Origin of the sequence: Bacillus sp. FSL K6-2944 (assembly GCF_038005385.1) — a bacterium.
GTDB classification, from domain to species: domain Bacteria; phylum Bacillota; class Bacilli; order Bacillales; family Bacillaceae_G; genus Bacillus_A; species Bacillus_A cereus.
This window is the reverse complement of the sequence record NZ_JBBOTE010000001.1, coordinates 711,073-737,124: the sequence shown is the minus strand read 5'-3', so window position 1 is coordinate 737,124 and position 26,052 is coordinate 711,073. Positions and strand designations below refer to the sequence as shown.

Here is a 26,052-nt window from a genome sequence, read left to right as displayed (position 1 = left end):
TGATTCATCTGCACTTTGTTAGAGAAATTGTTATTCATAAACAAAAATAAGACTGTCCTTAATTAGGACAGTCTTACTGCTTACTATTATTAATAAATCGATGTACTATCTTTTGGCAAAGCTTTCACATGTTTTAAATAGTTCGTCACTTTATCATCATCATCTTGCGGATATTGATATTCATATTTGTTAGCGATTTCGTTCGCCACTTCCCTAAATAAATCACCCATGACAAAGAATGACTCCCATATGTTTTCATATTCTGCATTAGAAAATGTTCTTTTAAATTGCACCCACATATCTTTTTCAATATATTGCTCGAAATGCTTTCCAAACTTCCCTGCATTAACTGTAAAATCTGTTTTCATACCAATATACCATTCTAGCATTACGATGAACATATCTCGCACTGGTCCCTCAAGCATTCCTTTTGCATAAGAAAGCTCTTCTCTCCATAGCCCTTTTGCCACATTCGTACTACACCACCAAAATTCATTACAACAATCCAAAAACTCTTTTTCTGTAGGCTTTTTTATTAAGTAATCTTTATCGCTTGCTGGCGGGAATCCTTCCAGACAATTATCTTTATCGAGAAGTAATTTACTTAAACTATCTTGTCCAACGAACTTTTTTATTAACTCAACTGGAACTAGCGTTAAATCAATCCGATTCCCATCCATGAACTGCATTAAATACGGAAACTTCCCATCTTCATCTGGTTGAACTAACGACATTTCTTCTGGCATTTGTACTATCATTATTTCTCCAAATCTATGAACCCAATTATGATTAGACGTAAAAGATTGTATATCATTTACAACATACATAATATCATAGTCTTGAAAACAATCTCTTTTCACATTTGGATTTACACGCGATCCATTCATGATGACAGCTCGAATTCTTTCATCCTCTATTGCTGTATTTATAATTAAATCTAACATTTCTTTTTCAGTTCTCATCTACTTATAGCCTCCAATTTTTTAATATACAATATAGTGTTATGTATATTGGAGGTCCACGAGCTAATCTCGTTATACACGATACACGTTATAATTTTTGAAACTTCTTTTTCATTCCTTTTCCCTCCTTACATCACTCTTTTACAACTGCCATTCCTTTCAATTTACCAATGCTTTCTACCATTCACTTTTAATTATACCGAAAATTCTGTCTTGAATACAAAAAATAAAGAAGGGACATCTACCCCTTATAGAATAGATATCCCTTCTTTTAAAGTTAAATTTAATTCCTATGGATTAGTAGACCAAAGCCCAGCAGATTTAATAAATGTACGTTTATTTAATTTCAGCTGCGCTACGATAAATTCTGCAATATCTTCTGCTTGCATTACTTTATCAGGGTTTCCATCAGTTAATCCTAAATCTACAGCCATATCAGTTGCTACTGTACTTGGAGTTAAAGCTGTTACACGAATGTTATGTTTGCGAACTTCCATCGCTAACGATTCTGTTAAGCCAAGGACACCAAATTTAGAAGCACTATATGCACTTGTTACAGGTGCGCCTTTTTGTCCTGCTGTAGATGAAATGTTAATAATATCACCAGATTGTTGTTCAATCATGCTCGGTAAAGCTGCACGAGTTGCATAGTATACACCCATTAAGTTTACTTGAATGATTTTTTCCCAATCAGCAACGTCTAGTTCTAAAAACTTACCGAATTTAGAAATACCAGCGTTATTAATTAAAATATCGATAGATCCTAAACCATTTTTTAACGTTTCAATCGCAGTTGTTACTTCTTCGTATGAAGAAACATCAGCAGTTGCAATAACGGCTTTTACACCTTCTGCTTCTACTTCTTTCGCTACAGCTTTTAAGTTTTCTTCTGAACGAGCTAATAAGCCTACATTTACGCCTTCTTTCGCTAATGCGATTGCTACAGCGCGACCAATCCCTCTACCTGCTCCTGTAATTAAAGCATTTTTACCTTGTAATAATTCTGCCAAGTATAACACTCCTTAATCATCTCAGTTATGTATTATATTAAAATTGTATCTATGTTTATGTAAAAAGGCAATGATGCACTTTCATGTGCGTAGGTTACTTGTAGGTAACTATAGAAAGTTTTTATTTATAAGTTTCATTTTTTTACCATTATTCATGTAAAATAAAAACAAATTCAGCATAGGGGAGTGTATGAGTATGAAAAGCGAAGGAAAAGCTTTTCAATATAATTGCAGTAACGGTAAATGCATTTTTAAAGAGAAATAGTGTTAGAAGGTTCTCCTTCTAACACTATTTCTCTTCATGATTCGGCATACGCACAATAAATTCAGTACCTTTTCCTTCCTCACTCTCCACTTTTATCTCTCCTTGATGAAGGTCGAGTACTTTCTTTACAATAGCTAAACCTAAGCCACTTCCTCCATAGGCACGATTTCGTGCAGAATCCGCTTTATAAAAACGCTCAAAAATATGTTGTTTCTGTTCTTCTGATATACCGATTCCCGAATCACGGATGCGCACTTCCACTACTGTTTCATGTTCCTTTAACTGAATAGTAATCGTGCCACCGCTTGGAGTAAATTTAATACTATTATGAATTAAATTAATCCACACTTGACTCATACTTTCTTGGTCAGCAATAACATGTACTTTTTCTAAATCTAGTTCTAACTCGATTTCTTTTTCAGCCCAGAGTGGTTCACTATTTAACACAATTTGCTTTAACTGCTGATCTAATCGATAACTCACTCTTTCTGGTATATACTCTTCTGATTCTAAAAGAGTTAGCTTCAATAAGTTTTGACTTAGTTTAGATAATCTCGTTGTTTCAGTTTCAATAATGGTAAGATAATGTTTTCTTTTTTCCTCAGAAAGATTATCGTCTTGTAGTGCTCTAGCAAATCCTTTTATAGAAGTTAATGGTGACTGTATTTCATGAGAAACATTCGATACAAATTCTTGTCTCATTTTCTCCATCGTATTCAGTTCATCTGTCATATCATTTATACTTTTTACGAGCACACCAATTTCTCCATCATACTTTTCTTCATTTCGTATTTTTACGGAGAAGTCTCCTTTTGCAATTTTTTGTATCGGTTCAATAATAGTCCAAATCATTGCCTCTCGTTTTGGCCTCATTAATATTCCAATTAATGTCCAAATAAGAATAATAAATACAAAACCGACCATATCACTAATTAGAAAGGCAACAAATGGCGATACGTTTACGTCAAAAGCATTCAATATACTAGTTGCTACATAAAATGCGATAGACCAAATGACAGTAAGAAAAGAAAAGAGCGCTAATACCGCTCCAAATACTTTCAGCATCTTCAACTTACTCATTCGTTTTCGTTTTCTTTTTCTCATTTACTTACCTCTAAGCGATACCCTAATCCTCTTATTGTTTTAATACTAAATTTCGACTGCTCTTCTTGAAACTTCTCACGTAATCGATTAATATGAACGTCTAGTGTACGTTCATTCCCTTCAAAATCATATCCCCATATTTCTTCAATTAATTGCTCTCTCGAACAAGTTCTTCCCGATTTAGACCCTAAAGTAAAGAGCAGCTCAAATTCTTTTAACGGTAACGTAACCGTTTGTTCTCCACATGTAACTTCGAATGTTTTACGATTTAATAATACATTTCCAACTTGAATCGATTGTGAAACTGTAATTTGGTAACGTTTCAATAATGCTTTTACTCTCACTACTAGTTCTATAGGGTCAAATGGCTTTACAAGATAATCATCTGTCCCAAGGTGAAATCCTTTTACTTTTTGTGATGTTTCTCCTTTGGCAGTTAGCATCAGAACCGGGATATCATAGTATTTTCTTAATTCAAAACATACATCAAATCCATCCATATTTGGCATCATGATATCAAGAATAACCATATCGACTTTTACGTCATCCATTTTCTGAAGTGCATCTACTCCATCAATTGCCTCATATGTTTGAAAACCTTCTCGTTCTAAAAATACAGAAACGAGTTCTCTAATGTGTGGATCGTCGTCTACTATTAAAATTTTAGGTATCAAAGGAACCATTTCCTTTCTACTTAGCATCTAATATATTTTTTAAAAACGAATCATCAGTGGAGTAAAATCCCACTGATGATTCATTTTATAATGCACCCTCTTTAATTTTCAATTGCTGCGTTGCAAACTCACGATACATGTCATGCGTCTGTAATAATTCATCATGTGTACCACTTCCTGTAAGGTTGCCTTTTTCAATAAAGATAATTTTATCTGCATCTACAACAGTAGAAAGTCTATGTGCAATCACTAATGTTGTTCGGCCTTTCATTAAGTTATTTAACGCTTTTTGAACGACAGACTCAGATTTGCTATCTAAGCTTGAAGTTGCCTCATCTAACATAAGAATTTGCGGATTTCGAAGTAACGCTCGAGCAATGGCAATTCGCTGTCTTTGTCCCCCAGAAAGCTTCACACCGCGTTCTCCAACTTCTGTTGCATAACCGTTTGGTAAGTCATGAATAAATGCATCAACATATGCCATTGCTGCTACTTTTTCAATTTCTTCATCTGTTACTTCGCCCTCAACGCCGTAACAAATATTATCACGAATCGTTCCATCAATTAACGGACTATCTTGTGATACGTAACCGATTTGACGTCGCCATGACTCTAATGAATAACTCGTAATTGATTCTTTTCCTAATTTAATGGCACCACTAGTTGGCTCATAAAAACGTTCCAGTAATGAGAATAACGTTGTTTTCCCACTACCACTTGGTCCTACAATCGCTGTCACTTTTCCAGATTCAATTGTGAAATCAATATTTTTCAAAACTTTCTCTTCTTCGTTATACTCAAAATGTACATTTTCAAGAACAATCGGTTGCTTAGCATTTGTCACTTTCACACCAGTTTCATGATCTTCTACTTCATATTCTAAAATCGTACTAATTCTTTCCGTTGCACCAATTGCCTTTTGGAATTGTGTAAAGAACATAGATAATTGACTCATCGGCATTACAATTTGAACTAAATACAAAATAAACGCTACAAGTTCACCGGTTGTTAATGCACCGCTAGAAACTCGCATCCCGCCATATCCTACGATAATAACAAGTAGTGCCATTAAAACAAACGACATAACTGGCGAAATTAATGCTTGCACTTTCCCTTCTTTCAAACCAAATTGCAATAACTTTTGTATACCTGTATTGCCCGTTTCATATTCTCTTTTTTCTGTATTTGAAGATTTCACTAAACGAATTTCTGATAACACTTGCGTTAACACACTTGTAAAAGATGCCGTTTCATCTTGAAGCGCTTTTGAAATCTTATACATTTTTCGTCCAAGTGGAACTAAAATTAATACAGACAATGGAATAACCGTTAAAAGTAACGCAGTCATTTTCCAATCTAAAACAAATAATACAATTAACGATCCAACAATTGAAATACCGCCTGTTAATAAGTTTGACAAATGCTCAGAAATTAACGTTTTCACTACACCTGTATCATTCGTCATACGGCTAATTGTATCACCTGTTCTATTTTGATCGTAATAAGATACCGGCAAGATAAGTACCTTTTTCCACAAACGTTCTCTTAGTCCCGCTACAATCTTCTGCCCAATATAATTTAGTAAATATATAGACAACCCTGCCGCAATAGTTTGCATTACAAAGAAAGCAACTAATCCAACAATTTGTCCTGCACTAATTGAAGAAAGCGAAAAATTATCTACTAATCCTTTTGTAAGCATAGGAATAAATAAACTCGCTCCCGTAGAAAGCAAACTCATTAATAACGCAAAAACTAAAATTCCTTTCGGAGGATTTGTATCTTGAATAAGGCGTAAAAACTGCCTCCAACTCCCTTTTTTCTTCATTTCATTTCTAACTTCCATTCCTGTTCATCTCCTCGTGTTAAACCAAACTGTTCTTTCTAAAATTAGAATACGATACAAATGTAAACTGAATGTAAACACACTTTTTCTATTTTTACAAAATATACATAAAAACTCATCTTTACAACAGATATAAATATCTGATATTATTACCTGGTACTTAATATTATTCTATGTAAATTATAGATAAATAATTTACAACACGATATAAATCTCCAGTTAGTGAAAGGAGTATCCTTTTTGCAAACAAATATACATTCTGAAAAGGAAACAATTATTTTTATTCATGGATTAGTTGGCAATCGTCGCGCCTTCAAAAAGGAGCAAAAACGTTTTTCTGCCTCCTACAACATTATAACTTATGACTTATTAGGTCACGGTGATGATAAAGGAGAAGCAATCGACTTTTCATTACAGCGCCTCGTAGATCAATTATTAAACTTATATGAACAAGAAGGTATTAAAAAAGCACATATTTGTGCGCTAAGTTACGGCTGTTACATCTCTACAATTTTTGCACAAATGCATCCAGAAAAAGTATTAAGTATTTGTCATATTGGAGGACATTACAATAACCCTTCTCGTTTATATAATGTATTTCAAAATTTTTGGGAGAAGCGAGGAGATGAATACTCTAAATGGCTTTCTCAATACGCAAATACTATTTTTCCAAGCGGTATACTAAAAGCAAATCCGTTCGCAGTCATTTCAAGAAATATTTACTACCGTTTCGGATTACAATTACATTCATCCATAATTGCCCAGTCATTACGACATAGGTTAGAATTCGATTTAAAATCTAAATTAAAATCACTTCCTCACCCTATACTATGGGTAATGGGAGAGCATGATTATCTCTATAAATCTTGTCTATTTGATTTGAAATCTATTTTACCTAACGTTCTATATAAGGAAATACCGTTAGCGGGACATGCAGCGAACTTATTTCGTCCTAACTATTTCCATGACTTATATGATCGATTTTTAAATGGAAAGTTAAAATAAAAACTATTAAACTTCCAATTTATTCAACTATAAAAAGGCTTCCCAAGTTTCCTTGGAAAGCCTTTTCTCTATACGAAAAGTATATAAAACTACTTTTTCTTAGTATGCTTTTGTGTAACCTAATAGGTGCTTACTCCAGTAAGAGTTACTTACAGAACTAATACGTACACCAGTTGCATCTGTTTCTGCACTAATGAACTGACCGTTTCCTAAGTAAACACCCATGTGAGAAGGACCTGATTTATAAGTATTTTGGAAGTATACTAAATCACCTGGTTGTGGATTGCTAGTTTTTGTTTTAGAGCTCCAGTATCCAGCAACTGTTTGACGAGCGCCTTTATGACCAGTTTGATTTAATACGTAGTGAATGAATCCACTGCAGTCAAAACCAGCAGGTGTTGTACCAGCAGTTCTGTATGGTGAACCATTTAAAGATCTAGCGAATCCAGCGATTGAAGATGTATCTCCACCTGTTGTTGGTTTTTGTACGTCTTTACCTGGTTGTTGAACGTTATTTGTAACATTATTGTTATTTGTAAGGTTGTTTACTCCGCCTTTTACAAACTTAACGAAGTCTGCACTTACGTAACCTGTGCGGCCGTTATGGTTAATTTTGTACCAACCATTTTCAGCACCAGTAACGTTTAATACTTTACCATTTGTTACTCCACCGATTACAGCGTTGTATGTAGCTGGGCCTGTACGTACTTTTAAAGCACCAGTGTTAACAACATAAGAACCACCAGTTTGAACTGTTGTAGTATTGTTGTTTGTAGTTGGTTGTTGTGTTTCGTTAGATACAGCAGAACCACCTTTTGTTACGAAGTCTTTGCTTACGTATCCAGTTCCACCATTGAAGTTGATTTTAAACCAATCTTGTACTTCACCTACAACTTGTACTGTTTTACCTTTGTTTACAGAACCTAATACTGTATGAGATGTACTTGGGCCTGTACGTACGTTAAGTGAAGAAACGTTTACTGTGTAAGTACCTGTTCCTTGTTGAACAGTCGTTCCTGTTTTGCCACCAGTCGTTACGAAGTCACCACTTACATAACCTGTTTGACCATTTACGTTTACTTTGAACCAACCATTTTCTTGTCCAACTACTTGTAGCACTTGGCCTGATTTTACTTTAGAAATAACGTTATGTCCTGTACCAGCACCTGAACGAACATTTAATACATCAGCAGTTACTGTGTATTTTAATTCAGAAGTTGTTTCTACAGTTTTTGTTTCAGTTACAGTCGTTTGAGTTTGAGTTTGAGTTTGTCCATTAATTTCTTTTAGCGCTTCATTTGAAACTTGTGCATGAGCAGAATCCATTCCTGGAACTGCAACGCCAGCTACAGAAGCTGCTGCTAAACCTGCAATTACTTTTTTCATAAGTTGTCTTTACTTCCTTTCCCTACTATCCTCTTAAAAAAAACTAAAACTTTAATACTTTACAATATTATCAAAGTAAAATATTCATCCAGTTCCATTTTTTAGCAAGAGTTTTATTTTTCACACAGAGTTCATTTTAAATGAACAAAGTGAAATCCGTGTGAACTTCATGTGAACTTTATCATTAAACACAGTGTTTTTGCAATGGTTTTTTCAAATTTCTTATATATCGCATGAAAATTCGACATTCTATTTAATATTTTAATATAAAATATCCCTTTTCTATCTATTATAAAAAATTCTATTAACCTAATACAAACTCAAGTATGTATTTCCTTATAAAGCTCCTTACATGAAGTATACTTTCATCATGACAAAAATCACTCTATTTATCAATAGTATAATATTTTTAGAAAACTAAATTTCTATACTATCTACAATTTTGAAATAATTTGACGAATTGTAAGATTTATTTCACAAAAGCCATTTCTCCTTTAAAGAAAACACACACTATATCAACTGTTCTCTTTTTCTTATAATGGAATTTATAGGATATTTATAGTATTATATACATATCTTAATAAACAAGAATTTTAGCGAATTGATTAAAGTTTCATTCCCTTATAAAATTTTTATACATCCTCCGCTAATTATTAACCCTCACCACTCGGGCTGCCCATTAATGCGGAGTTTTATTGGAATAAAAAGAGGAGGCATATTTGTGAGAAATATAATAGATGATCCAATACAAAAAAACATAGAGCTATACTATGCTTTTATTCAATTCGTTTCAATGATAACATTACAAAAAGTATCAGCTATTGAAACACGTAAAAATGAATTAAAAAATCAGATGAAAAATGCCGGACAAAAAAACCCTTATTACGTATAAAAAAAGGTGAACAGGTTATATTCCTGTTCACCTTTTATCAAATTATTTTATTTATAAATTTTCACACGGTTTTCTAACGGTTGGAATTCTTTTTCACCAGCATGTACTACAGGTTTACCAAATGGCATTTGCGCAGTGAGTTTCCAATTTGCTGGAACATCCCACTCTTTTCTCACTTTTTCATCAATTAGTGGATTGTAATGCTGTAACGTAGCACCAAACCCTTCAATTTCTAAAGCTGTCCAAATTGCAAATTGTAACATTCCTGATGATTGCTGAGACCAAGTTGGGAAATTATCTTTATATAATGCAAAGTTTGCTTGAAGGCTTTCCACTACTTCACTGTCTTCAAAATATAAAACCGTTCCATAACCACTTTTAAATGCATTCATTTTTTCTTCAGTAGGTGCAAAGTTATTTTCAGGTACAATTTTTCGTAACGTTTCTTTCGTAATATCCCATAATTTATCATGTTGTTCTCCTAATAAAACAACAACGCGAGCACTTTGAGAATTAAAAGCTGAAGGTGTATGTTTTACAGCATGATAAATCACTTCTTGAATTTTCTCATCAGAAACTACTTGCTCTTTACTAATTGCATAAATAGATCTTCTGTCTTCAATTGCTGAGTAAAAATCTTTTGCCATCATAATTCCCTCCAATTTTCAATTGAGGCTATTTCATATGTATATATCATATTACGCCCCTTAAACTTATTATTAATAAGCTTATAACTTTATAATATCACAGCAACAAATAAACTCAAATGATAACACTTGTATTTAGAAGCTTTTTCCTTTTTAAAATAAAAATAAAAAGACTGTTTGTTGTTATCTAAAATTAGTAACAACAAACAGTCTTACTTATGTAGCGATCTAGATTCGTATTTTACTTACTTAATTAACTAATCCAAATGCATACGACATTAACTTATTTGTCTCTGTAAAACGTTTTGTTTTACTTGATGTCCCCATGACCACTGTAATAATTCGATTATCGCCTTGCTTTGCAGTCCCAGTAAAACAGTATCCTGCACTATCTGTAAATCCAGTCTTTAGTCCGTCCATTCCTTCTATATATAAACTTTTATTATTTTTATTTAACATGTCGTTTGTGCTTATAACATTAATATTATTAAATGCTAGCTGACTTTGGCGTAAGTGAGTCACTTCTAATATTTCCGGATAATCTTTTATAAGATGATATGCCAATTGCGCTACATCAGCAGCCGTCATTTTTGTTTCACTTCCATCTGGCTCTTGTAATCCAGAAGCATTTGCAAATTTAGCATGTTCCGACATTTTTAACTGTTTCGCTTTTGCATCCATAAGCTGAACGAAATCTTTCTCCGATTTTGCCATATGTTCTGCTAAAGCCACACCTGAATTATTAGCTGACTCAATCATTAATGCATGATATAAATCTTTAACAGTTAATGTATCATTAACTTGTACTGGGATTCTCGCTCCCTCTGTTTGTGCCGCCTTCGCACTCATTTTTACTGGATCTTCCCAGCGAACTTTCCCGTTATGTATACTCTCTAGTAAGAGATACGCTGTCATCATCTTAGACATACTAGCCGGTGCAAAAGCTTCATTTTCATTATATTGATAAATAATATCTCCATCACTCGCATCGATAATCATAGCTGCTTTTGCGTTAATTTCTGGTGGGATGTACTTTGGCGGGACTACTTTTTCAGTAAATCCTGCTTTAGGTAGTTCTGCCACTTGCAAAGGTCGTCCCTCTACATTCGCTATGCTCTTTTGATTTCCTTGGAATAAGAACCAACATATCCCTAAAATAATGACTAATAGGACTGTCATCCTTCCCCATTTTAACCGATTCATTTCAAAACTCCTTTAGCAAACCTTTTATACACTCACATTTAACCTTATCAACAATTCCTTTATACAGTCAAGGTAAAAGGTATATTTATTCATAGTACAGCAATGATTATTTTAATTTATTTATGTTAAACTTACAATATTGAAACGTAAGAATATTTAATAATAAAATCTCGTAAATAAAGCGAAACTTTAATCAGCCCCACCAATCAGGCTACCCGTCAAATAGCGAGATAAACTATTTAATAGAAGGGATTCATACAAATGCTACTTCCAAAATCATTAAAATACGGAGACACAGTTGGGATTTACTCCCCTTCTTCACCAGTAACCTACACTTCACCAAAGAGATTTGAACGAGCAAAATCTTACTTACAACAGAAAGGGTTTCATATATTAGAAGGTTCATTAACAGGTCGATATGATTTTTATCGTTCTGGTAGTATACAAGAGCGTGCTGAGGAGCTAAATGTCTTAATAAGAAATCCTAATATTTCTTGTATTATGTCAACAATTGGTGGGATGAATTCAAATTCAATATTACCTTATATTGATTATGATGCTTTTCTAAAGAATCCTAAAATAATGATTGGGTATTCAGATGCAACTGCTTTATTACTAGCAATTTACACCAAAACAGGAATCCCTACATTTTATGGACCAGCTCTCGTCCCTTCCTTTGGCGAATTTGAACCTTTTGTTGATTGCACATACAAATATTTCGCTGAAACTTTACTACATGATCATTCTCTTCCTTATCATATAAAACAACCATTATTTTGGTCAGATGAATTTATTAATTGGGAAGAAAAGACAAAGGAGAAAGAACTTCGACCAAACGATTGGATTTCAGTAATTGATGGAAAAGCTACTGGGCGTATTATTGGCGGAAATTTAAACACGATACAAGGAATTTGGGGTAGCCCCTATATGCCACATATTCAAGAAGGCGACATTCTCTTCATTGAGGACAGTTCAAAAGATGCAGCTACTATTGAAAGAAGCTTTTCATTACTTAAAATTAACGGTGTATTCGATAAAATTTCAGGTATCATTCTTGGAAAACATGAGCAATTTGATGATTGTGGTACAAATCGAAAACCTTTTGAAATACTACTAGAAGTACTTCAAAATCAAAGAATTCCTTTTCTAGCTGACTTCGATTGTTGTCATACACATCCAATGATTACCATGCCTATCGGTGTTCAAGTAGAGTTGGATGCAACAAATAAAACGATACATATTGTAGAACCTTGGAAAAAATGAATGCATAGCTTCTATTGTTTTACAATAAAAGCCATGATACTATATAATTTGAAATGTGAAAGATTAAACAAAATATGTTCCAATATCTAACACTAGAAAAATTAGGTATAAATATATATTTATATGCAAAAGAGAGTGAATAAATGAAACCAACTATTAAAAATTACGTATTTTTACATGTAGCTTTTTTGATATATTCTATCATTATGGTTTACATGAAATGGGCAGCTAAATTCCCCATTGCTTCCATCTCATTTTTTGTTGCTTATTTCGGATTAGTTATACTTTTATTCGGATATGCAATTTTATGGCAACAAGTAATTAAACATTTCGAAATTTCAAAAGCATATTCACATCGCGGGATTATTATACTGTGGTCAATGCTTTGGTCAGTATTTCTATTTGGAGATACGATTCAGTGGAATCATTTACTTGGTGCAGCTATTATTATCGTCGGAATTGTGGTGGTGACAAAAGATGAATAGTTATATGTTATTATTTATTTTCGGGATAATTTTAGCTAATTACTCACAAATATTATTAAAAAAAGCTACTTTGCAACAATACGATTCTAGAATAAAAGAATATGTGAATCCTTATGTTATTATCGGCTACTCTTTATTTGTAATTAACGCCGGATTAAATGTTATCGCCATGAAGGGCATGGCATTAAAACAAGCATCAGCATTAGAATCCTTAAGTTATATCATCATATTAATTTTTGGTTGGTATTTCCTAGGAGAAAAAATAACGAAACGTAAACTCATCGGCAACATGATTATTATCGTTGGTGTAATCGTTTATTGTATCCAATAGTAAAAAGCTCCGTTTATCACAAACGGAGCTTTTTACTATTGACCTAAATTTTGCACTTTATCTTTCAAATCTCGAACTTGATCTACCGTCTGCATAAGCTCAGAGTTTTTAAATTGCTCTACATCCACTTTTCCTTCTTCTATCTTTGTCATCGCCGTATCAATTAACGTATTTAACTTTTCGTTATATCCGACGATTTGTTGATGAATATCCTTTGCTACATCAGGTGGCGTTAATTCATTGAATGCGGGTATATCTTGTTTAATTTCACTAAGCTTCGTTTCTAATTCTTTTCGAGCCTCGCTATCATTAACGGCCTTTTCTGCTAATGCTGGTGCATCATTTGCAAATGCACTTATTTCATTTACATAGTCTGTCGCCTTTTGAGCATAATCTATGGAGTTCTTTCCTTCTTCCACTATTGAACATCCCATTAAACCAATTGAAACTATAAATACTAATAAAATTGATTTTATTTTCATTTTAGACCCCCTTCGTCTTTATCATTGTCTGTAATTTTCTCTATACATAACTTCTAGCTAAATTGTTTATAACCTTTTTCAAATAGCTATTTATCCTCTTACATGCCCTATTATCGTTACAACATCTATTTCTATATGTACGCTTATAATATCTTCAATTATATCCATATATCCTTGTCCTATAGCTGTTCCATAGTGTAATGTAAGCCCCTTCTTTTCATACACTGACTTTGGCACTGAAAAAATAAATCTCCTCAAGTTTCTTTCATCAGTTGGTTCCATAATTAAAACAATCCCATCTTCATCAAACATATACGCTCGCCCTCCAACTTTACATTCACTATGGCTCAGTATTGCCTTGGTCAGCAAAATTTAAAACATAATAAGTTAAGATACACTCCGCTCTATCATAAAGTGAAACTTTAATTAGCCCTCACCAGTCGAATCTTTATCGGCGAATAGCGAGATAAAAATAAAAAGCATTCATTCTTTTTTGTTAAGAATGGATGCTTTTTAAAAAATCAATTTCTAACTCTAGCATCTTTTTTTGACGAGGTTTTACTTTTCTTACGGGAACTCCAGCGTAAATATACCAATCATCTAAACTCTCTTTTACCATACTCATCGCGCCGACTGCCGTACCTTCTCCTACCGTTACATTTGGAAAAATAATAGAATTAGCACCAATAATCACATGTTTTTTTAAAATAACTTTTTCTGCTTTCACATTCCTATATTGATTCGGGACGGTTGGCCCCATTAATGTATTTCCACTGAAATCATCAAGTACTGCATATACGATTGTTTTAGCTGAGATGTTTGCAAAATCATGCATTTCAATCCCAACTTCCCCTCCATATAACGCTGTATACGCTGATATGTGCGAATAACTTCCAATTGTGATTTTACCACTTAAAATGCAAAAATCATCAATTCTTACATGATTGCCAACTGATATAGCACTCGGATTATATATACTTGCTTTTTTACTAACCAATACATTTTTCCCAACAGATAAAAATCCAATTTGCTTTAGTTCTTCTTGACTATAAAAACTATTCATCTACCGACACCACCTTCTGCTCTAAACAGATTACAATTTGCTCTACTAGTTCTTTCGTCATTCCTTCCCATAAAGGTAAACTTACGATTCGTTTTGCTATTTTATTCGTCTTTGTTAAATCTGTAGACTTATAGTTTTTAAAAAGAACTTGTTGGTGGCAAGATGGTGAAAAGTATAATCTAGCTTCTATTTTCTGTTTTTTCAGTTCTTCTATTACTTGTATATTGCGAACTTCTTCTGGACAAATGATAGGCATAAATTGATGAATAACCGCTTCTGTCTTTTGGACTTTCCACCCTTTTTTCATTAACCCAGTATTTTGTAACAACTGTTTATACCATTCAGAAATACGGCTGCGTTCTTTTAATTTTTGATCCCACTTTTTTATAGTCGCTATCCCAATAGCTGCTGCGTATTCAGACATTTTACAATTAAACCCCATCATCGTACATTCACGATTTTTATCAAATCCGAAATTCCCCATTCTTTTAATACGTTGTATATCTTCTTCGTTTTTACTATATATGAGCCCTCCTTCACCAATTCCGAACGGCTTTGTTGCATGAAAGCTATATACAATCATTCCACTAAAATCTTGACCGTAATGCATCCCTCCATTCATTAATCCAAATCCCGGCGCCGCATCTACGACAACCGGAATCCCCTTCTTCTCTAGTTCTTCATATTCTTCTAAGTCCATCCATGATCCAAAAGTGGCGTACGGGATAACAATCGCAACCTCTTCTTTTAATTCTTCTATTTTATCCAAAAGTACGGTTTTATCCATATACCAATCATCTATTGAAATATCAATAAAGTACGGTTCCAATCCACACCAAATAGCGGCTAAGGCAGTCGCAGGGAATGTAAAGCTAGGCATGAGAGCATACTTTCCCTTTCTTCTTTTCTTTAGTTGAATAGCCGCCATTAACCCTAACGTTGCGTTTGCTACTGTTGTAACAGCTCCCCTGTTTTGAAAAAATGACGACATAATTGTTTCCTCAAAACGTTGATTTATAGGTCCATAATTCGTATATATGTGAGATGTATCAATTTCCTTCAATTCGTCCAAATACTCACTTACAGGTACAGTTGAAGCACGTAAAAAAGGAATATTCTCCATATCTATCTATTCCTTCCTATCATTTTCGGACAATATAGAGCATATCTGTTTCAGATAATCCAAATTTCCTAGCACTTTTCATTCCTTGTTTTTCCGCTATGTTATATAATTCTACCTTAAATCCTGCATTCATTAATCGTTGAATAAATCCCGATTGATTGTAAATTCTCACATGATCTTCTTGACCAAAAGCTAATTTCCTCAATTGTGGTGTTACAATTAATTCATTCTCTATAATAAAATCTACATTCATTACGATCGGTACTTGAATAATTCCCCATCCATTTGGCTTTAACACTCTATATAACTCTCGCATTGCTTTGTCATCATCAGGAACGTGTTCTAACACATGGCTACATAATATTACATCAAAAGTATTACTATCATATGTAATCCTTGTAACATCAATTTCCTTCATTAATGGATCCTTTGGTTCTAAGTCACCACATACATACGTAATATTTTTATACTCGTTAAACCAATCTCTTAACTTCGCTTCAGGTGCAATATGAAGCATTGTATAGTTTCTATTTAACAAGTCCGTTTCCGTTTCAATGTACGCACGATACAATCTTTCACGATCCATCGAATTGCAAACTGGACATATCCCTGTATCTTTATTCCACATCTCAAATTTATATTTCGGAAAATCATAATGCGCTGGCCAAGGTGAAAATTTTTCAAATTGTTGATTGCAATATTGACAATAACAAGATTCTTTCTCAAACATATGAGCAACTAACTTGTTTAACCCTTTTTTTATCTTTTCATTATAAATTTGATCTAGTTCGCCATTTCTTACTGCATCCTTAACTATAAATCCCGCATTTTCTAAACAATAAGATAAACTCTCTTTATACTCACTTTCGGAGCTTAAAAATCCACTATTATATGCATCTATAATTAATTCAATCCACTCTTCAATTGTCATTAAAATAAAATGCATTTGTTTTTGATTTTGTCCACTATGTTGTCTAAAATAACTAAGAGGTTCTTGCATATAAACTACTTTTCCTTTCCTCATCATATCTAGCCAAGTTGCAATGTCATTAATAGCAGAATAAGCCTTTCCTTTAAAATATCCAAACTTCCCGTCAAACAAATCCCGATTAAACAAAACAGTTGTCGGCTCACCAACTACATTTTTTAAGTTTTTTAACATATAATTTCCTAATTCTTTTCCTTCAAAAAGTGTAGTTTCTTTCGCGATTTTCATATTTAATGTTGAAGGTGGTAATATCTCTCCATTCTCATCAATCAGTTCACGATATGACGTCACAAATGAAATATTTTCTAACGTCAAAAAGTATTTCATCATTCTCTCGATCTTTTCATGATGAAATAAATCATCATCTAATAAAAAGTTTATATAGTCCCCATTCGCAAGTTCTACACACTTATTAAAGTTTTCGGCAACTAACGGCGTTTCATTTTTAACATATGTAATACACTCATATTCACGTAAGTACGGTTGAATCATGGCATTGACTTCATTATTTGTACTATCGTCAGAAATAATAATTTCAATATTTTCATATGTTTGATTCAAAGCGCTGTTGAGTGCTAATTCCAAGTAATAAGGTCTATTGTATGCAGGAATAAGTATACTTACTTTCGGTAATGAAGAATTATTATTTATATGTTGTTTTTTCTTTTCTATGTTTATTTTCTTCGCTCTAATTTTTTGGTAATAGTCTAATGTATATAATATTGATGATGGAACTATCCTTCTTGCATAATCTAGAAAATTAGTTATCGCTTTGTCTAACTCTTTTTCGGTGGATAAGAAACCATATTGTTCTCCTGCTATAATACTGTGTGAAAAATCTTCTAACCCATCCATCATTTTATTAGATTCATTTAACTGTTGATCTGGATGTAATCGAAAGTAACTGAGTGTCTCTGCTATATATACTGCTTTTCCTTTACTTAATAAAGATAACCATGAAGCTATATCTACGTTACATAAATACCGCCTCTTATCAAAAATCCCATATGGTTCTTGTAAATCATTTTTACGAAATAAAACTGTTGTCGGTTCTCCAATATAATTTTTTTGATCCACAATTACCTTATTTCCTAATTCTGTTCCCTCTATAATGGTATCCTCTTCAAATAAACGGACAGTCGAATAAATATGTCGCAGTTCTTTCCCTTTATCATCAATGACTTGACGATGAGATGTTACAAGCTTAATTTCATTATCTAAATCATTGAAAAAATACTTCATCATTTTTTCAATTTTATTCACATGAAATACATCATCATCCATTAAAAAATTTATATACTCACCGTTCGCTTCATTAAATAACATTAACGCATTTTCAAATTGTCCGAGAGTTGACCTATTTTTTATATAAATAATATTTGAATGATCACATAAGTATTTTTGTAACAATTTTTCTGTTTCATCATTCGTGCTGTCATCTCCAACTATAATTTCTATATTAGGGTACGTTTGTTCTAACACACTACATAACGCCTTTTCAAAGTAACTAGGACGATTATACGTAGGAATTAATACACTTACCAACGGAAGTTGCTCTACCATTTCTTCAGTTCTTTCAATACGAGTTCTCATTTTAACTCTCTCACCTCTTCGCATATTATTTATATACGCGACACAAAAATCACATTACTTTAACTGTATGGAGCCTATATACTTTTATGCAAACAGGAAACAAAATATCATACTTTTCGTTCCTGAATAAACATATTTAATAATGCGGACATTTTATTTGCACCTTTTTTATTCATATGATCACTATCATAAAAATCATCGTCACAAAATAATGGCGAATCAAATAGATCTATAATTTGAAAAGAATATTGAGTTTGAAAATCATTTATAACTTTATAAAAATCTTCTTTTAATTTCTTACTACTACAATTGAAATAATGTGAAGTAACAGGGAACACAACAATTAATGGCTTTATATCGTTTTTTAACAGTAATTCTAAATATTTCTTAAAAATCATTTTATTTTCAACTAAAGTATGAGGATACGCCAATTTAGCATGTGAAGCTGCTCTTATTTTCCCGTGTTCTTCAAAAGGAATATGAAGAGAAGTAGTATTCCATTCAGCATTTATCCAAGGCAGCGTCAATGATTCATCTTTTAGTTCGTCTAATAAAATATATTCAAAATGCAAATTAAAAATAGAAAGAAGTGGTTTCGGAGTATTTAGATGTGAGAATCCATCAGTGGGTAGAGGAGAATGAACTACAGTATGATGACCATCTTGAAACAATGGATAATATACTTTGTGAATTCTATATGATTCAGATGATAACGACATATCAAAGTAAAACGAGAAATAGGCTATTCCTATTAAACAATATTGAAATGAATGATTGTTTGATAAAAGTTGTGACGCTATTAAATAATCATAGTATAGATCTTGCGATGGAAGTGTTAATTTTATTGACTTTTTTGAGAGAAGCTCCGTACTTATGCCACAATGTGGATAAGACAAACCGGTAGCAAACAATTCATACGTCGGATCACTCTTTGCTTTTTTCATAGAAATGTATAAAGACATAAGATCCGGATTTATTTGATAGATAGAAATTAATTTATCCTTCCATTCATACATGTATTTTGTTAAATTAATAATTTTTGAACTTTGCACGCCCCTATTTATCAAGTCATTTGTAAGTTTTTCTGCGTCCCCTCTCCAAATGACTATATATTGAAAAGAACTTTCTATACGAACAACATCTGAAACGTCTACAACATGAACTATTGTTTTACATTTATTTTTGTCTAACGTATTTCGAATCCTCTCCCCTGATAACTCATCACTTAAAACAATGATTTTATATTGCTCCTTCATGTACATCCCCTCCATTATATGTATAATATGAAATTCATTTTTAATTCGTAACAATCATATACACCTGCAATCTAACAAAAAAATAGCTCCACCATTAGGCGTAGCTATTTTTACAATTATTGCTTATTCAAATCATATTCCTTTATCTAACTCATAAAGTTTACGATACTTTTCATTTTCTTTCAGAAGTTGTTTATGACTACCTTGCATGACAATTTGGCCACGATCAAGGAATATAACTTCGTCTACATGTTCTATTCCTACAAGATGGTGCGTAATCCAAATAACCGTCTTTTCTTCCGTTGCAGAAAACATTGTTTCGATTAAGGACAATTCTGTTTTTGGATCTAAACCGATAGTCGGTTCATCAAGTACAATAATTGGTGTTTCTTGCATAAGAGTTCTAGCAAAAGCAACCCTTTGTCTTTCCCCACCAGAAAACCGCTTTCCCATTTCATGCATTTTTGTTTGTAATCCGTCTGGAAGAGAAGTAACATGTGAAGCTAATTGTGCTTTCTCTAAAGCTTTCCATATCTCTTCATCCGTCGCCTCCGGTTTGCCAATTCGTACATTATTTCCAATTGTCGTATCAAACAAATGCGGCTTTTGATTTAATACAGAAATATATTTAGATAAAAGATTCGTATGAGCTCGTTCACCATTCAATACAACTTGGCCATTTACTGGGCTTAACGCCCCTGTTAACAATTTTAGTAAAGTAGATTTCCCTGTCCCACTTCTCCCTAAAATAGCAATTTTCTTCCCTGCTTTTATTTGTAATGATACATCTTTTAATACAATCTCATTACTATCTGGATAACTATACGATACGTGATTCAGTTCAATCTCTACATGTTTTGGTTCAATATAATCTTTCTCTCCATGCAAATCCGTTTCATCATGTAAAACACTATCACTTTCTACGCCATTAAGACGATGGGTAGATTCTACGTACGACGGTATTCGATCGATGGCATCTGCAATAGGAATAAGTGCGTTTGTTACAGATAAAGTCATTAATACGAAAGCTGCGATAACTGTAGGAGCAATTTGTTCACTTGCCGCTTCATTCCCAGTCCATATGATCATCGAAATAACTACAATACCTACTACTAATTGAATGATACTGTCCCGAATATGATACCAGCGTTTCACTCTCTTTTCGATTTTTAACAACTGATCATTTTGTTTTACATACTCATTAATAAATTCATCTTTACGACCACTTGCTTGCCAATCAGATAATCCAAAAACAGCATCTGTCAGTTGTTGATACAAACGGTTTCTTCCTTGCTTTAAAGTAACATGATGTTTCTTCATCAAAAGTAATGATACAAACGGAAGAAGAAAAACGATAATAGCTAACATACAACCTACAATAAGTGCAAAAACAAAATCAAATGCACCGATAACAAGTACGAAGATACTATAAACAACTAGCGCTAATATGCTAGGAAATATTGTACGTAAATATAGGTTTTGCAAATGCTCTATATCTTCGGATAACACTCCTAACATATCACCCGTTTGAAATCGAGAACGGAAAAATAACGCCTGTGGTTCTACTATTCTATATAGCCTCGTTCTCATTTTTTCTAATATACGTAGTACGACATCATGTCCGACTAGGCGCTCTATATAATGAAATACAGCTTGCCCTATACTAAACGCTCTTGTTGCAACAATAGGAACATATACAGCCATTACATTTTCTGGTCTAAGGGCAGATTTTGAGATCAAATAACCTGAAATAAAAAGTAACATCGCTCCTGAACTAACTCCAAGAAGACCAAGGAAAATAGTTAAAGTCATTCTACCTTTATTTTGTTTTATATAAGGTTTAACCCAGTTACTCATTTCTCTCCCCTCTCTTCCCTATGAAAATGTAATGTCTCATTCTCTAAAAGTTCTTCATACGTCCCACTTTCTTTCATTTCCCCTTTATTTAGAATAAGGATATGGTCCATTTGTTTCATCCAATGTAGACGGTGAGTTGCTAAAAATACTAACTTTCCATTAAATAGACGTAACATCGCTTGCTTTATTTCAAATTCGGTTTCAATATCAAGATGTGCCGTAGGCTCATCTAATAAAATGATTGGTTTTTTACTTAAAAGCGCACGCGCCATAGCAACACGCTGTTCTTGTCCGCCACTTAGCATACGTCCACCTTCTCCAATTCTTTCGTGTATCCCATTTGGAAGTGATGTAACGAGTGAACGAAGGCCGACTTCATTAATAACTCTTTCAACTTCTTCATCTGTTGCATTTGTTTCATAAAAACGAATATTATCCTTTAATGAAAGCGGAAAAATATAAGGTTGCTGCGGAATATAAGCAATATTTTTTTGCCAATCTTCACGAGTAGATCCATCAACTTCTACACCATTTACTAACATCTTTCCACTCGAAGGAGATAAAAAACCTGCTAATACGTCGATTAACGTCGATTTCCCTGCACCACTTTCACCAATAACACCAATAGCACCGTTACCTTCCCAAGTAAAATTAATTCCTTCTAATATAGCCTTTTCAGATTCAGTATTATTAACTTTGATATCTTGTAATTTCAAGCTACTAGAGGCATTCCATACTATATCTTCATTTAAATCTTTCTTTTGTATTCCTTTTTGTTGTTGCAAAATCTCTTCTATTTGCTCCATCGCAATTTGTCCATCTAATGTCGCATGATAATTTGCTCCCACTTGTTTAATCGGCAGAAAATATTCCGGAGCTAAAATCAAAATTGTAAGGGCTGGTAATAGTATAATCGTTCCATCTATTAAACGTATCCCTAATCCAACTGCCACAAACGCAATTGATAAACTCGTAAAGAAATCTAATGCAAAAGAAGAAAGAAAAGCAACTCGCAAAGTACGCATCGTTGCTTTTCTATATCTTTTACTTACTTTTTCAATCTTTCCTTCGTGCTGTTCACTTTTCCCTAAATACTTTAATGTTTCTAAACCTTTTAACGTATCTACAAAATGATTCGAAAGTACACGATATATCTCATACTGACTATCTGCCATTTTTTGCGCTGCTAATCCGAGAAGAATCATAAATATGATCACGATAGGAATCGTTACAACTAAAATGATTCCAGACTCAATATCTAGCGTAAAAACGTATAGTACAATTAGACCTGGAACGATACTACTTCTAATCATTTTAGGAATCGTTAATTCAATATATGTTTTAAATTTCTCAATCCCCTCAATTGATAAGGTAACCAGATGACCAGTTCCAACAGTTTGAACATACCTTGGACCTAATGTGAAATATGCCTCTATCAATTGTTTTCTTAGTAACGACCCTGTTTTTTCAGCAAAACGTTCCACTAATATTTGTGATGTTCGAACTACTATGTTACGCGCTGCAAACGCGATACCAAAATAAACAACTTCACTTAATATTGTTTGTACTGTCTCTCCATGAAATAAAAACGTAATAGCTCGTGCTAAAAAGATTGTTTGCGCAATAATACTAAAAGCTTCTAAAATACTAATAATCGTTAACGCTACATATAAAATACGGCTACCGGGATAAGACGGAAGTCCTCTTTTTCTTTTCATTAGTACTCCAAATCGTTGTCTGACTTAACAGGTTGTCTAAATACATAATAACTCCATATTTGACTTCCGATAACGAAAGGCAAAATAGCAATCGCAAAGTAAGTCATAAGTTTTAATGCATAAGCTCCTGATGCTGCGTTGTAAATTGTCAAATCATTCATTGCTCCTAAAGAGCTAATCATAACACGTGGGAACATACCGATAAATACACTCGCACTTAGTAAAATGATCGTTAAACTCGTCATAAAGAAAGCCCAACCATCTCTTCTTTTATTTAATAAAGTGGACACTAATAGTGCTACAAAAGCTCCGATTGGTACCATAATCCATTCTGTTCCATGAGCAGTGAAAATGTCGGTTTTCCATAACCCCACACCAGCAAAAACAAGAAGTGTAATTAATGAAAATGGTGCAATTTTTATTGCAGCAATTCGTGCACGTTCTCTCAATTTACCAGTTGTACGTATCGTAAGAAATTGTAATCCGTGAACAATACATAGTAGGAGAAACATTACTCCTCCAAGTAACGCAAATGGATGAAGTAATTGCAAGAATCCACCTACAACATTTTTACTCTCATCAATAGGTACACCTACCATAAAGTTTGCAATCGCAACTCCCCAAAGGATAGGAGGTAACATACTTCCAATAAACATCCCCCAATCCCATGCACTCTTCCATTTATGATTATCTATTTTCGCACGAAATTTAAAGGAAACACCTCTTAAAATTAAAGCAAGAAGCATAAATACAAATGGAATATAAAAACCACTAAATAAAGTTGCATACCAGTGCGGAAATGCCGCAAACATGGCTCCACCAGCACAAACAAGCCATACTTCATTCGCGTGCCAGAACGGTCCTATTGTATTTAAGTAAACTCGTTTTTCAAAATCATTCTTTCCTAAAAACCTCGAAACCATTCCTACACCAAAATCGAAACCTTCCAGTACGAAGAATCCAACAAACAAGATTGCAATAACTAAAAACCACAACTCATTAAGAGATAACATACTCTTCCTCCTTATCAAATGGATCATGGCTTTGATAATCCTTTTTCGTTTTCTTATTCGTGTGGCCCTTAATGGTACGAACAAATAAGTACACACAAATTCCACCCATAATTAAATACATTGATGTGAATGAAATAAGTGAGAACAATACTTCACCGAATGTTACATTTGGTGATACAGCATCTTCTATTTTCATTACACCAAATACTACCCAAGGTTGACGACCCATTTCAGTCATAATCCACCCTACTGTATTACCGATGAATGGAAGAGAAATTGCATACACCATTAATTTTAAATACCACGTTTTTTCAGCTAAACGATCTTTTCTTGATAAGAACCATCCGTAAGCTCCTAGAAGAAGCATGAATGTTCCACTCATTACCATCGCTCTAAAACTCCAAAACATTGTATGCACTGGAGGAATATAATCCCCAGGTCCATATTTTTCTTCATATTGTTTTTGAATTTGATTCATTCCTTCAACTTGACCGCTAAACTTATCATACGATAATAGACTTAGCATATAAGGGATTTGAATCTCAAACGAATTTTCTTTCTTCTCTGTATCAATTTTCGAAAATACTGTAAATGGTGCTGGATCCTCACTTGTATTCCATAGCGCTTCAGCTGCCGCCATCTTCATTGGATGTGTCTTAATTAATTGTTGCGCTTGTGCATGACCAAAGAACAATACAAGCGCCGTTGTAATTGTTCCAACAATGATAGAAATTCGGAAAGATTTTTTAAATACTACAGTTTCTTGTCCTTTTGTAATTTTCCATGCACTTACACCAGCAATAAAGAATGCACCTGTTGCAATTGCCGCTGTAATTGTATGCGGGAATTGTACCCATAGTTGTGGGTTTTGAATAATGGCTAAGAAATCATTCATTTGCGCACGACCATCAGCTGCCATTTCATACCCGACAGGTGACTGCATAAATGCACTTGCAGTTAAAATCCAGAATGCTGATAACATCGTTCCAATTGAAAGGAGCCAAATACACATTAAGTGAATTCGCTTCGGTAATTTGTCCTCACCGAATACCCATAAACCTAGGAATGTAGACTCAATGAAAAATGCCAGTAATCCTTCAATTGCAAGCGAGGGACCAAATACATCACCTACAAAACGTGAATACGTTGACCAGTTCATACCAAACTGAAATTCTTGTAAAATACCTGTTACTACACCTACTGCAAAGTTAATAAGGAATAATTGCGTCCAAAACTTTGCCATCTTCTTATATACCTCTTGCCCTTTTACCACATACAACGTTTGCATGATCGCAATAATAAAAGCTAAACCAATTGACAGCGGAACAAAAAAGTAATGGAAAATCGTTGTTGATGCGAACTGTATTCGTGCCAATTCGAGCGTTTCCATACTAAAATCACTTCCTTCATAGTTTTTATAATAAAAGTTAATTGAGCAATCTTATCAAACTCAATTATTAAGAAATACGAAAAGACAAAAACATTTTGTATGTATTGTCGAAAAATATGAAGTTTCAGTTTTTCAAACTATTGTAATGCTATTTTTTACCTTTTCACTATTTCTGTAGTGTTTTATTCGTTAATCGAATTGTATAATATACCTGCATAGTAAATTCAGGTTATTTTTGACGTATTATTGACATCATTTTGTCTGAAATATGTCTTTTGTCATTTTTTTGAATCAGATTTTTCTCATTAGCAAAATGTGTTTTTTCAATATACTTCTTACTTTTGTATCTATAAAACAATCGTTTTTTCTTCATACGCTTGACTTTTACTCGGAAAAATGTCCTCGAAAGCACCCACGATAAATGCTTATTTTTTGTCAAGAGAAAAATGTATTTTCAAAATTCAAACTCGAAATAATGTTATTCAAAAATAGAAAA

At 33.4% G+C, this 26,052-nt stretch carries 23 protein-coding genes and 1 pseudogene; 6 read left to right on the top strand and 18 right to left on the bottom strand.

Annotated elements, in window-relative coordinates; all coding sequences use genetic code 11:
• Nucleotides 1-89: 89 nt before the first annotated feature.
• Nucleotides 90-962 (bottom strand): aminoglycoside 6-adenylyltransferase, encoded by an 873-nt coding sequence (locus tag MHH55_RS03815; RefSeq protein ID WP_078186658.1) that lies wholly within the window; start codon nucleotides 960-962, stop codon nucleotides 90-92.
• A 290-nt stretch (nucleotides 963-1,252) separates the two neighbouring features.
• The gene (locus tag MHH55_RS03810; RefSeq protein ID WP_000818985.1) at nucleotides 1,253-1,972 is read right to left on the bottom strand and encodes a 3-ketoacyl-ACP reductase; all 720 of its coding nucleotides are present in this window, start codon (nucleotides 1,970-1,972) and stop codon (nucleotides 1,253-1,255) included.
• Between the two features lie 196 nt (nucleotides 1,973-2,168).
• On the opposite strand from MHH55_RS03810, the pseudogene MHH55_RS36360 reads away from it, so the two are divergent.
• Nucleotides 2,169-2,237 (top strand): annotated as a pseudogene (locus MHH55_RS36360) (DUF3139 domain-containing protein); the annotation flags it as partial.
• Nucleotides 2,238-2,261: 24 nt separating this feature from the next.
• Here the strand turns inward: MHH55_RS36360 and hitS are convergent.
• The 3 genes from hitS to MHH55_RS03795 form a co-directional block, all read right to left on the bottom strand.
• The gene (hitS, locus tag MHH55_RS03805; protein WP_139362443.1) at nucleotides 2,262-3,341 is read right to left on the bottom strand and encodes an envelope stress sensor histidine kinase HitS; all 1,080 of its coding nucleotides are present in this window, start codon (nucleotides 3,339-3,341) and stop codon (nucleotides 2,262-2,264) included.
• Entirely contained in the window at nucleotides 3,338-4,015 is a 678-nt protein-coding gene (hitR, locus tag MHH55_RS03800) for an envelope stress response regulator transcription factor HitR (protein ID WP_025710347.1), read from the bottom strand. Before hitR ends, hitS begins: the two co-directional genes overlap by 4 nt.
• Nucleotides 4,016-4,100: 85 nt before the next feature.
• Nucleotides 4,101-5,861, bottom strand: coding sequence for an ABC transporter ATP-binding protein (locus MHH55_RS03795; protein ID WP_025710348.1), 1,761 nt, complete (start codon nucleotides 5,859-5,861; stop codon nucleotides 4,101-4,103).
• 240 nt (nucleotides 5,862-6,101) lie between these two features.
• Here MHH55_RS03795 and MHH55_RS03790 point away from each other — a divergent pair, with 240 nt between their 5' ends.
• On the top strand, nucleotides 6,102-6,866 hold the full coding sequence (locus tag MHH55_RS03790) for an alpha/beta fold hydrolase (protein WP_078188080.1): 765 nt from the start codon (nucleotides 6,102-6,104) through the stop codon (nucleotides 6,864-6,866).
• 99 nt (nucleotides 6,867-6,965) lie between these two features.
• Here the strand turns inward: MHH55_RS03790 and entFM are convergent, their stop codons facing one another.
• On the bottom strand, nucleotides 6,966-8,252 hold the full coding sequence (gene entFM / locus MHH55_RS03785; RefSeq protein WP_078188079.1) for an enterotoxin EntFM: 1,287 nt from the start codon (nucleotides 8,250-8,252) through the stop codon (nucleotides 6,966-6,968).
• Between the two features lie 721 nt (nucleotides 8,253-8,973).
• On the opposite strand from entFM, the gene MHH55_RS03780 reads away from it, so the two are divergent.
• Nucleotides 8,974-9,144, top strand: a complete 171-nt coding sequence (locus MHH55_RS03780; protein WP_001244279.1) for a hypothetical protein — start codon at nucleotides 8,974-8,976, stop codon at nucleotides 9,142-9,144.
• 47 nt (nucleotides 9,145-9,191) lie between these two features.
• Here MHH55_RS03780 and MHH55_RS03775 read toward each other — a convergent pair whose 3' ends face one another.
• Together MHH55_RS03775 and MHH55_RS03770 are read right to left on the bottom strand one after the other, a co-directional pair.
• Nucleotides 9,192-9,794: a nitroreductase family protein gene (locus MHH55_RS03775; RefSeq protein WP_025687201.1), complete on the bottom strand. Its 603-nt coding sequence runs from the start codon at nucleotides 9,792-9,794 to the stop codon at nucleotides 9,192-9,194.
• Between the two features lie 246 nt (nucleotides 9,795-10,040).
• Complete coding sequence (locus tag MHH55_RS03770) at nucleotides 10,041-10,994, bottom strand: D-alanyl-D-alanine carboxypeptidase family protein (RefSeq protein WP_340880376.1); 954 nt, start codon at nucleotides 10,992-10,994, stop codon at nucleotides 10,041-10,043.
• A 261-nt stretch (nucleotides 10,995-11,255) separates the two neighbouring features.
• Between MHH55_RS03770 and MHH55_RS03765 the strand changes: the two genes are divergently transcribed.
• The 3 genes from MHH55_RS03765 (at nucleotide 11,256) to MHH55_RS03755 (ending at nucleotide 13,073) form a co-directional block, all read left to right on the top strand.
• The gene (locus tag MHH55_RS03765) at nucleotides 11,256-12,257 is read left to right on the top strand and encodes a S66 family peptidase (protein ID WP_000926333.1); all 1,002 of its coding nucleotides are present in this window, start codon (nucleotides 11,256-11,258) and stop codon (nucleotides 12,255-12,257) included.
• A gap of 143 nt (nucleotides 12,258-12,400) precedes the next feature.
• Entirely contained in the window at nucleotides 12,401-12,742 is a 342-nt protein-coding gene (locus MHH55_RS03760; RefSeq protein WP_000805125.1) for an EamA family transporter, read from the top strand.
• Nucleotides 12,735-13,073 (top strand): EamA family transporter, encoded by a 339-nt coding sequence (locus MHH55_RS03755; RefSeq protein ID WP_001089868.1) that lies wholly within the window; start codon nucleotides 12,735-12,737, stop codon nucleotides 13,071-13,073. The genes MHH55_RS03760 and MHH55_RS03755 overlap by 8 nt, the downstream gene beginning before the upstream one ends.
• A 35-nt stretch (nucleotides 13,074-13,108) precedes the next feature.
• Here MHH55_RS03755 and MHH55_RS03750 read toward each other — a convergent pair whose 3' ends face one another.
• The 10 genes from MHH55_RS03750 to cydA form a co-directional block, all read right to left on the bottom strand.
• Nucleotides 13,109-13,555: a DUF6376 family protein gene (locus MHH55_RS03750; protein ID WP_000695202.1), complete on the bottom strand. Its 447-nt coding sequence runs from the start codon at nucleotides 13,553-13,555 to the stop codon at nucleotides 13,109-13,111.
• Nucleotides 13,556-13,645: 90 nt separating this feature from the next.
• Nucleotides 13,646-13,867 (bottom strand): hypothetical protein, encoded by a 222-nt coding sequence (locus MHH55_RS03745; RefSeq protein ID WP_000459114.1) that lies wholly within the window; start codon nucleotides 13,865-13,867, stop codon nucleotides 13,646-13,648.
• Between the two features lie 184 nt (nucleotides 13,868-14,051).
• Nucleotides 14,052-14,618: an acyltransferase gene (locus MHH55_RS03740; protein WP_001084195.1), complete on the bottom strand. Its 567-nt coding sequence runs from the start codon at nucleotides 14,616-14,618 to the stop codon at nucleotides 14,052-14,054.
• Entirely contained in the window at nucleotides 14,611-15,741 is a 1,131-nt protein-coding gene (locus MHH55_RS03735; RefSeq protein WP_000427963.1) for a DegT/DnrJ/EryC1/StrS aminotransferase family protein, read from the bottom strand. The genes MHH55_RS03740 and MHH55_RS03735 overlap by 8 nt, the downstream gene beginning before the upstream one ends.
• A gap of 19 nt (nucleotides 15,742-15,760) precedes the next feature.
• Complete coding sequence (locus MHH55_RS03730) at nucleotides 15,761-18,322, bottom strand: glycosyltransferase (protein ID WP_001260412.1); 2,562 nt, start codon at nucleotides 18,320-18,322, stop codon at nucleotides 15,761-15,763.
• A gap of 107 nt (nucleotides 18,323-18,429) precedes the next feature.
• Complete coding sequence (locus MHH55_RS03725; RefSeq protein ID WP_000664263.1) at nucleotides 18,430-19,578, bottom strand: hypothetical protein; 1,149 nt, start codon at nucleotides 19,576-19,578, stop codon at nucleotides 18,430-18,432.
• Nucleotides 19,579-19,710: 132 nt separating this feature from the next.
• Complete coding sequence (gene cydC, locus MHH55_RS03720) at nucleotides 19,711-21,435, bottom strand: thiol reductant ABC exporter subunit CydC (RefSeq protein WP_078187324.1); 1,725 nt, start codon at nucleotides 21,433-21,435, stop codon at nucleotides 19,711-19,713.
• A complete protein-coding gene (gene cydD, locus MHH55_RS03715; protein WP_000824039.1) occupies nucleotides 21,432-23,153 on the bottom strand; it encodes a thiol reductant ABC exporter subunit CydD in 1,722 nt (573 codons plus the stop codon). The genes cydC and cydD overlap by 4 nt, the downstream gene beginning before the upstream one ends.
• Nucleotides 23,153-24,166, bottom strand: coding sequence for a cytochrome d ubiquinol oxidase subunit II (gene cydB / locus MHH55_RS03710; RefSeq protein WP_078187323.1), 1,014 nt, complete (start codon nucleotides 24,164-24,166; stop codon nucleotides 23,153-23,155). The genes cydD and cydB overlap by 1 nt, the downstream gene beginning before the upstream one ends.
• Nucleotides 24,153-25,556, bottom strand: a complete 1,404-nt coding sequence (cydA, locus tag MHH55_RS03705; protein WP_078187322.1) for a cytochrome ubiquinol oxidase subunit I — start codon at nucleotides 25,554-25,556, stop codon at nucleotides 24,153-24,155. Before cydA ends, cydB begins: the two co-directional genes overlap by 14 nt.
• Between the last annotated feature and the right edge of the window lie 496 nt (nucleotides 25,557-26,052).

Coding starts and splice junctions, on each gene's coding strand:
- MHH55_RS03815 (WP_078186658.1), bottom strand. CDS start 962: ATGAGAACTGAAAAAGAAATGTTAGATTTAATTATAAATACAGCAATA.
- hitS (WP_139362443.1), bottom strand. CDS start 3,341: ATGAGAAAAAGAAAACGAAAACGAATGAGTAAGTTGAAGATGCTGAAA.
- MHH55_RS03795 (WP_025710348.1), bottom strand. CDS start 5,861: ATGGAAGTTAGAAATGAAATGAAGAAAAAAGGGAGTTGGAGGCAGTTT.
- entFM (WP_078188079.1), bottom strand. CDS start 8,252: ATGAAAAAAGTAATTGCAGGTTTAGCAGCAGCTTCTGTAGCTGGCGTT.
- MHH55_RS03775 (WP_025687201.1), bottom strand. CDS start 9,794: ATGATGGCAAAAGATTTTTACTCAGCAATTGAAGACAGAAGATCTATT.
- MHH55_RS03770 (WP_340880376.1), bottom strand. CDS start 10,994: ATGAATCGGTTAAAATGGGGAAGGATGACAGTCCTATTAGTCATTATT.
- MHH55_RS03765 (WP_000926333.1), top strand. CDS start 11,256: ATGCTACTTCCAAAATCATTAAAATACGGAGACACAGTTGGGATTTAC.
- MHH55_RS03760 (WP_000805125.1), top strand. CDS start 12,401: ATGAAACCAACTATTAAAAATTACGTATTTTTACATGTAGCTTTTTTG.
- MHH55_RS03755 (WP_001089868.1), top strand. CDS start 12,735: ATGAATAGTTATATGTTATTATTTATTTTCGGGATAATTTTAGCTAAT.
- MHH55_RS03750 (WP_000695202.1), bottom strand. CDS start 13,555: ATGAAAATAAAATCAATTTTATTAGTATTTATAGTTTCAATTGGTTTA.
- MHH55_RS03745 (WP_000459114.1), bottom strand. CDS start 13,867: ATGTTTGATGAAGATGGGATTGTTTTAATTATGGAACCAACTGATGAA.
- MHH55_RS03740 (WP_001084195.1), bottom strand. CDS start 14,618: ATGAATAGTTTTTATAGTCAAGAAGAACTAAAGCAAATTGGATTTTTA.
- MHH55_RS03735 (WP_000427963.1), bottom strand. CDS start 15,741: ATGGAGAATATTCCTTTTTTACGTGCTTCAACTGTACCTGTAAGTGAG.
- MHH55_RS03730 (WP_001260412.1), bottom strand. CDS start 18,322: ATGAGAACTCGTATTGAAAGAACTGAAGAAATGGTAGAGCAACTTCCG.
- MHH55_RS03725 (WP_000664263.1), bottom strand. CDS start 19,578: ATGAAGGAGCAATATAAAATCATTGTTTTAAGTGATGAGTTATCAGGG.
- cydC (WP_078187324.1), bottom strand. CDS start 21,435: ATGAGTAACTGGGTTAAACCTTATATAAAACAAAATAAAGGTAGAATG.
- cydD (WP_000824039.1), bottom strand. CDS start 23,153: ATGAAAAGAAAAAGAGGACTTCCGTCTTATCCCGGTAGCCGTATTTTA.
- cydB (WP_078187323.1), bottom strand. CDS start 24,166: ATGTTATCTCTTAATGAGTTGTGGTTTTTAGTTATTGCAATCTTGTTT.
- cydA (WP_078187322.1), bottom strand. CDS start 25,556: ATGGAAACGCTCGAATTGGCACGAATACAGTTCGCATCAACAACGATT.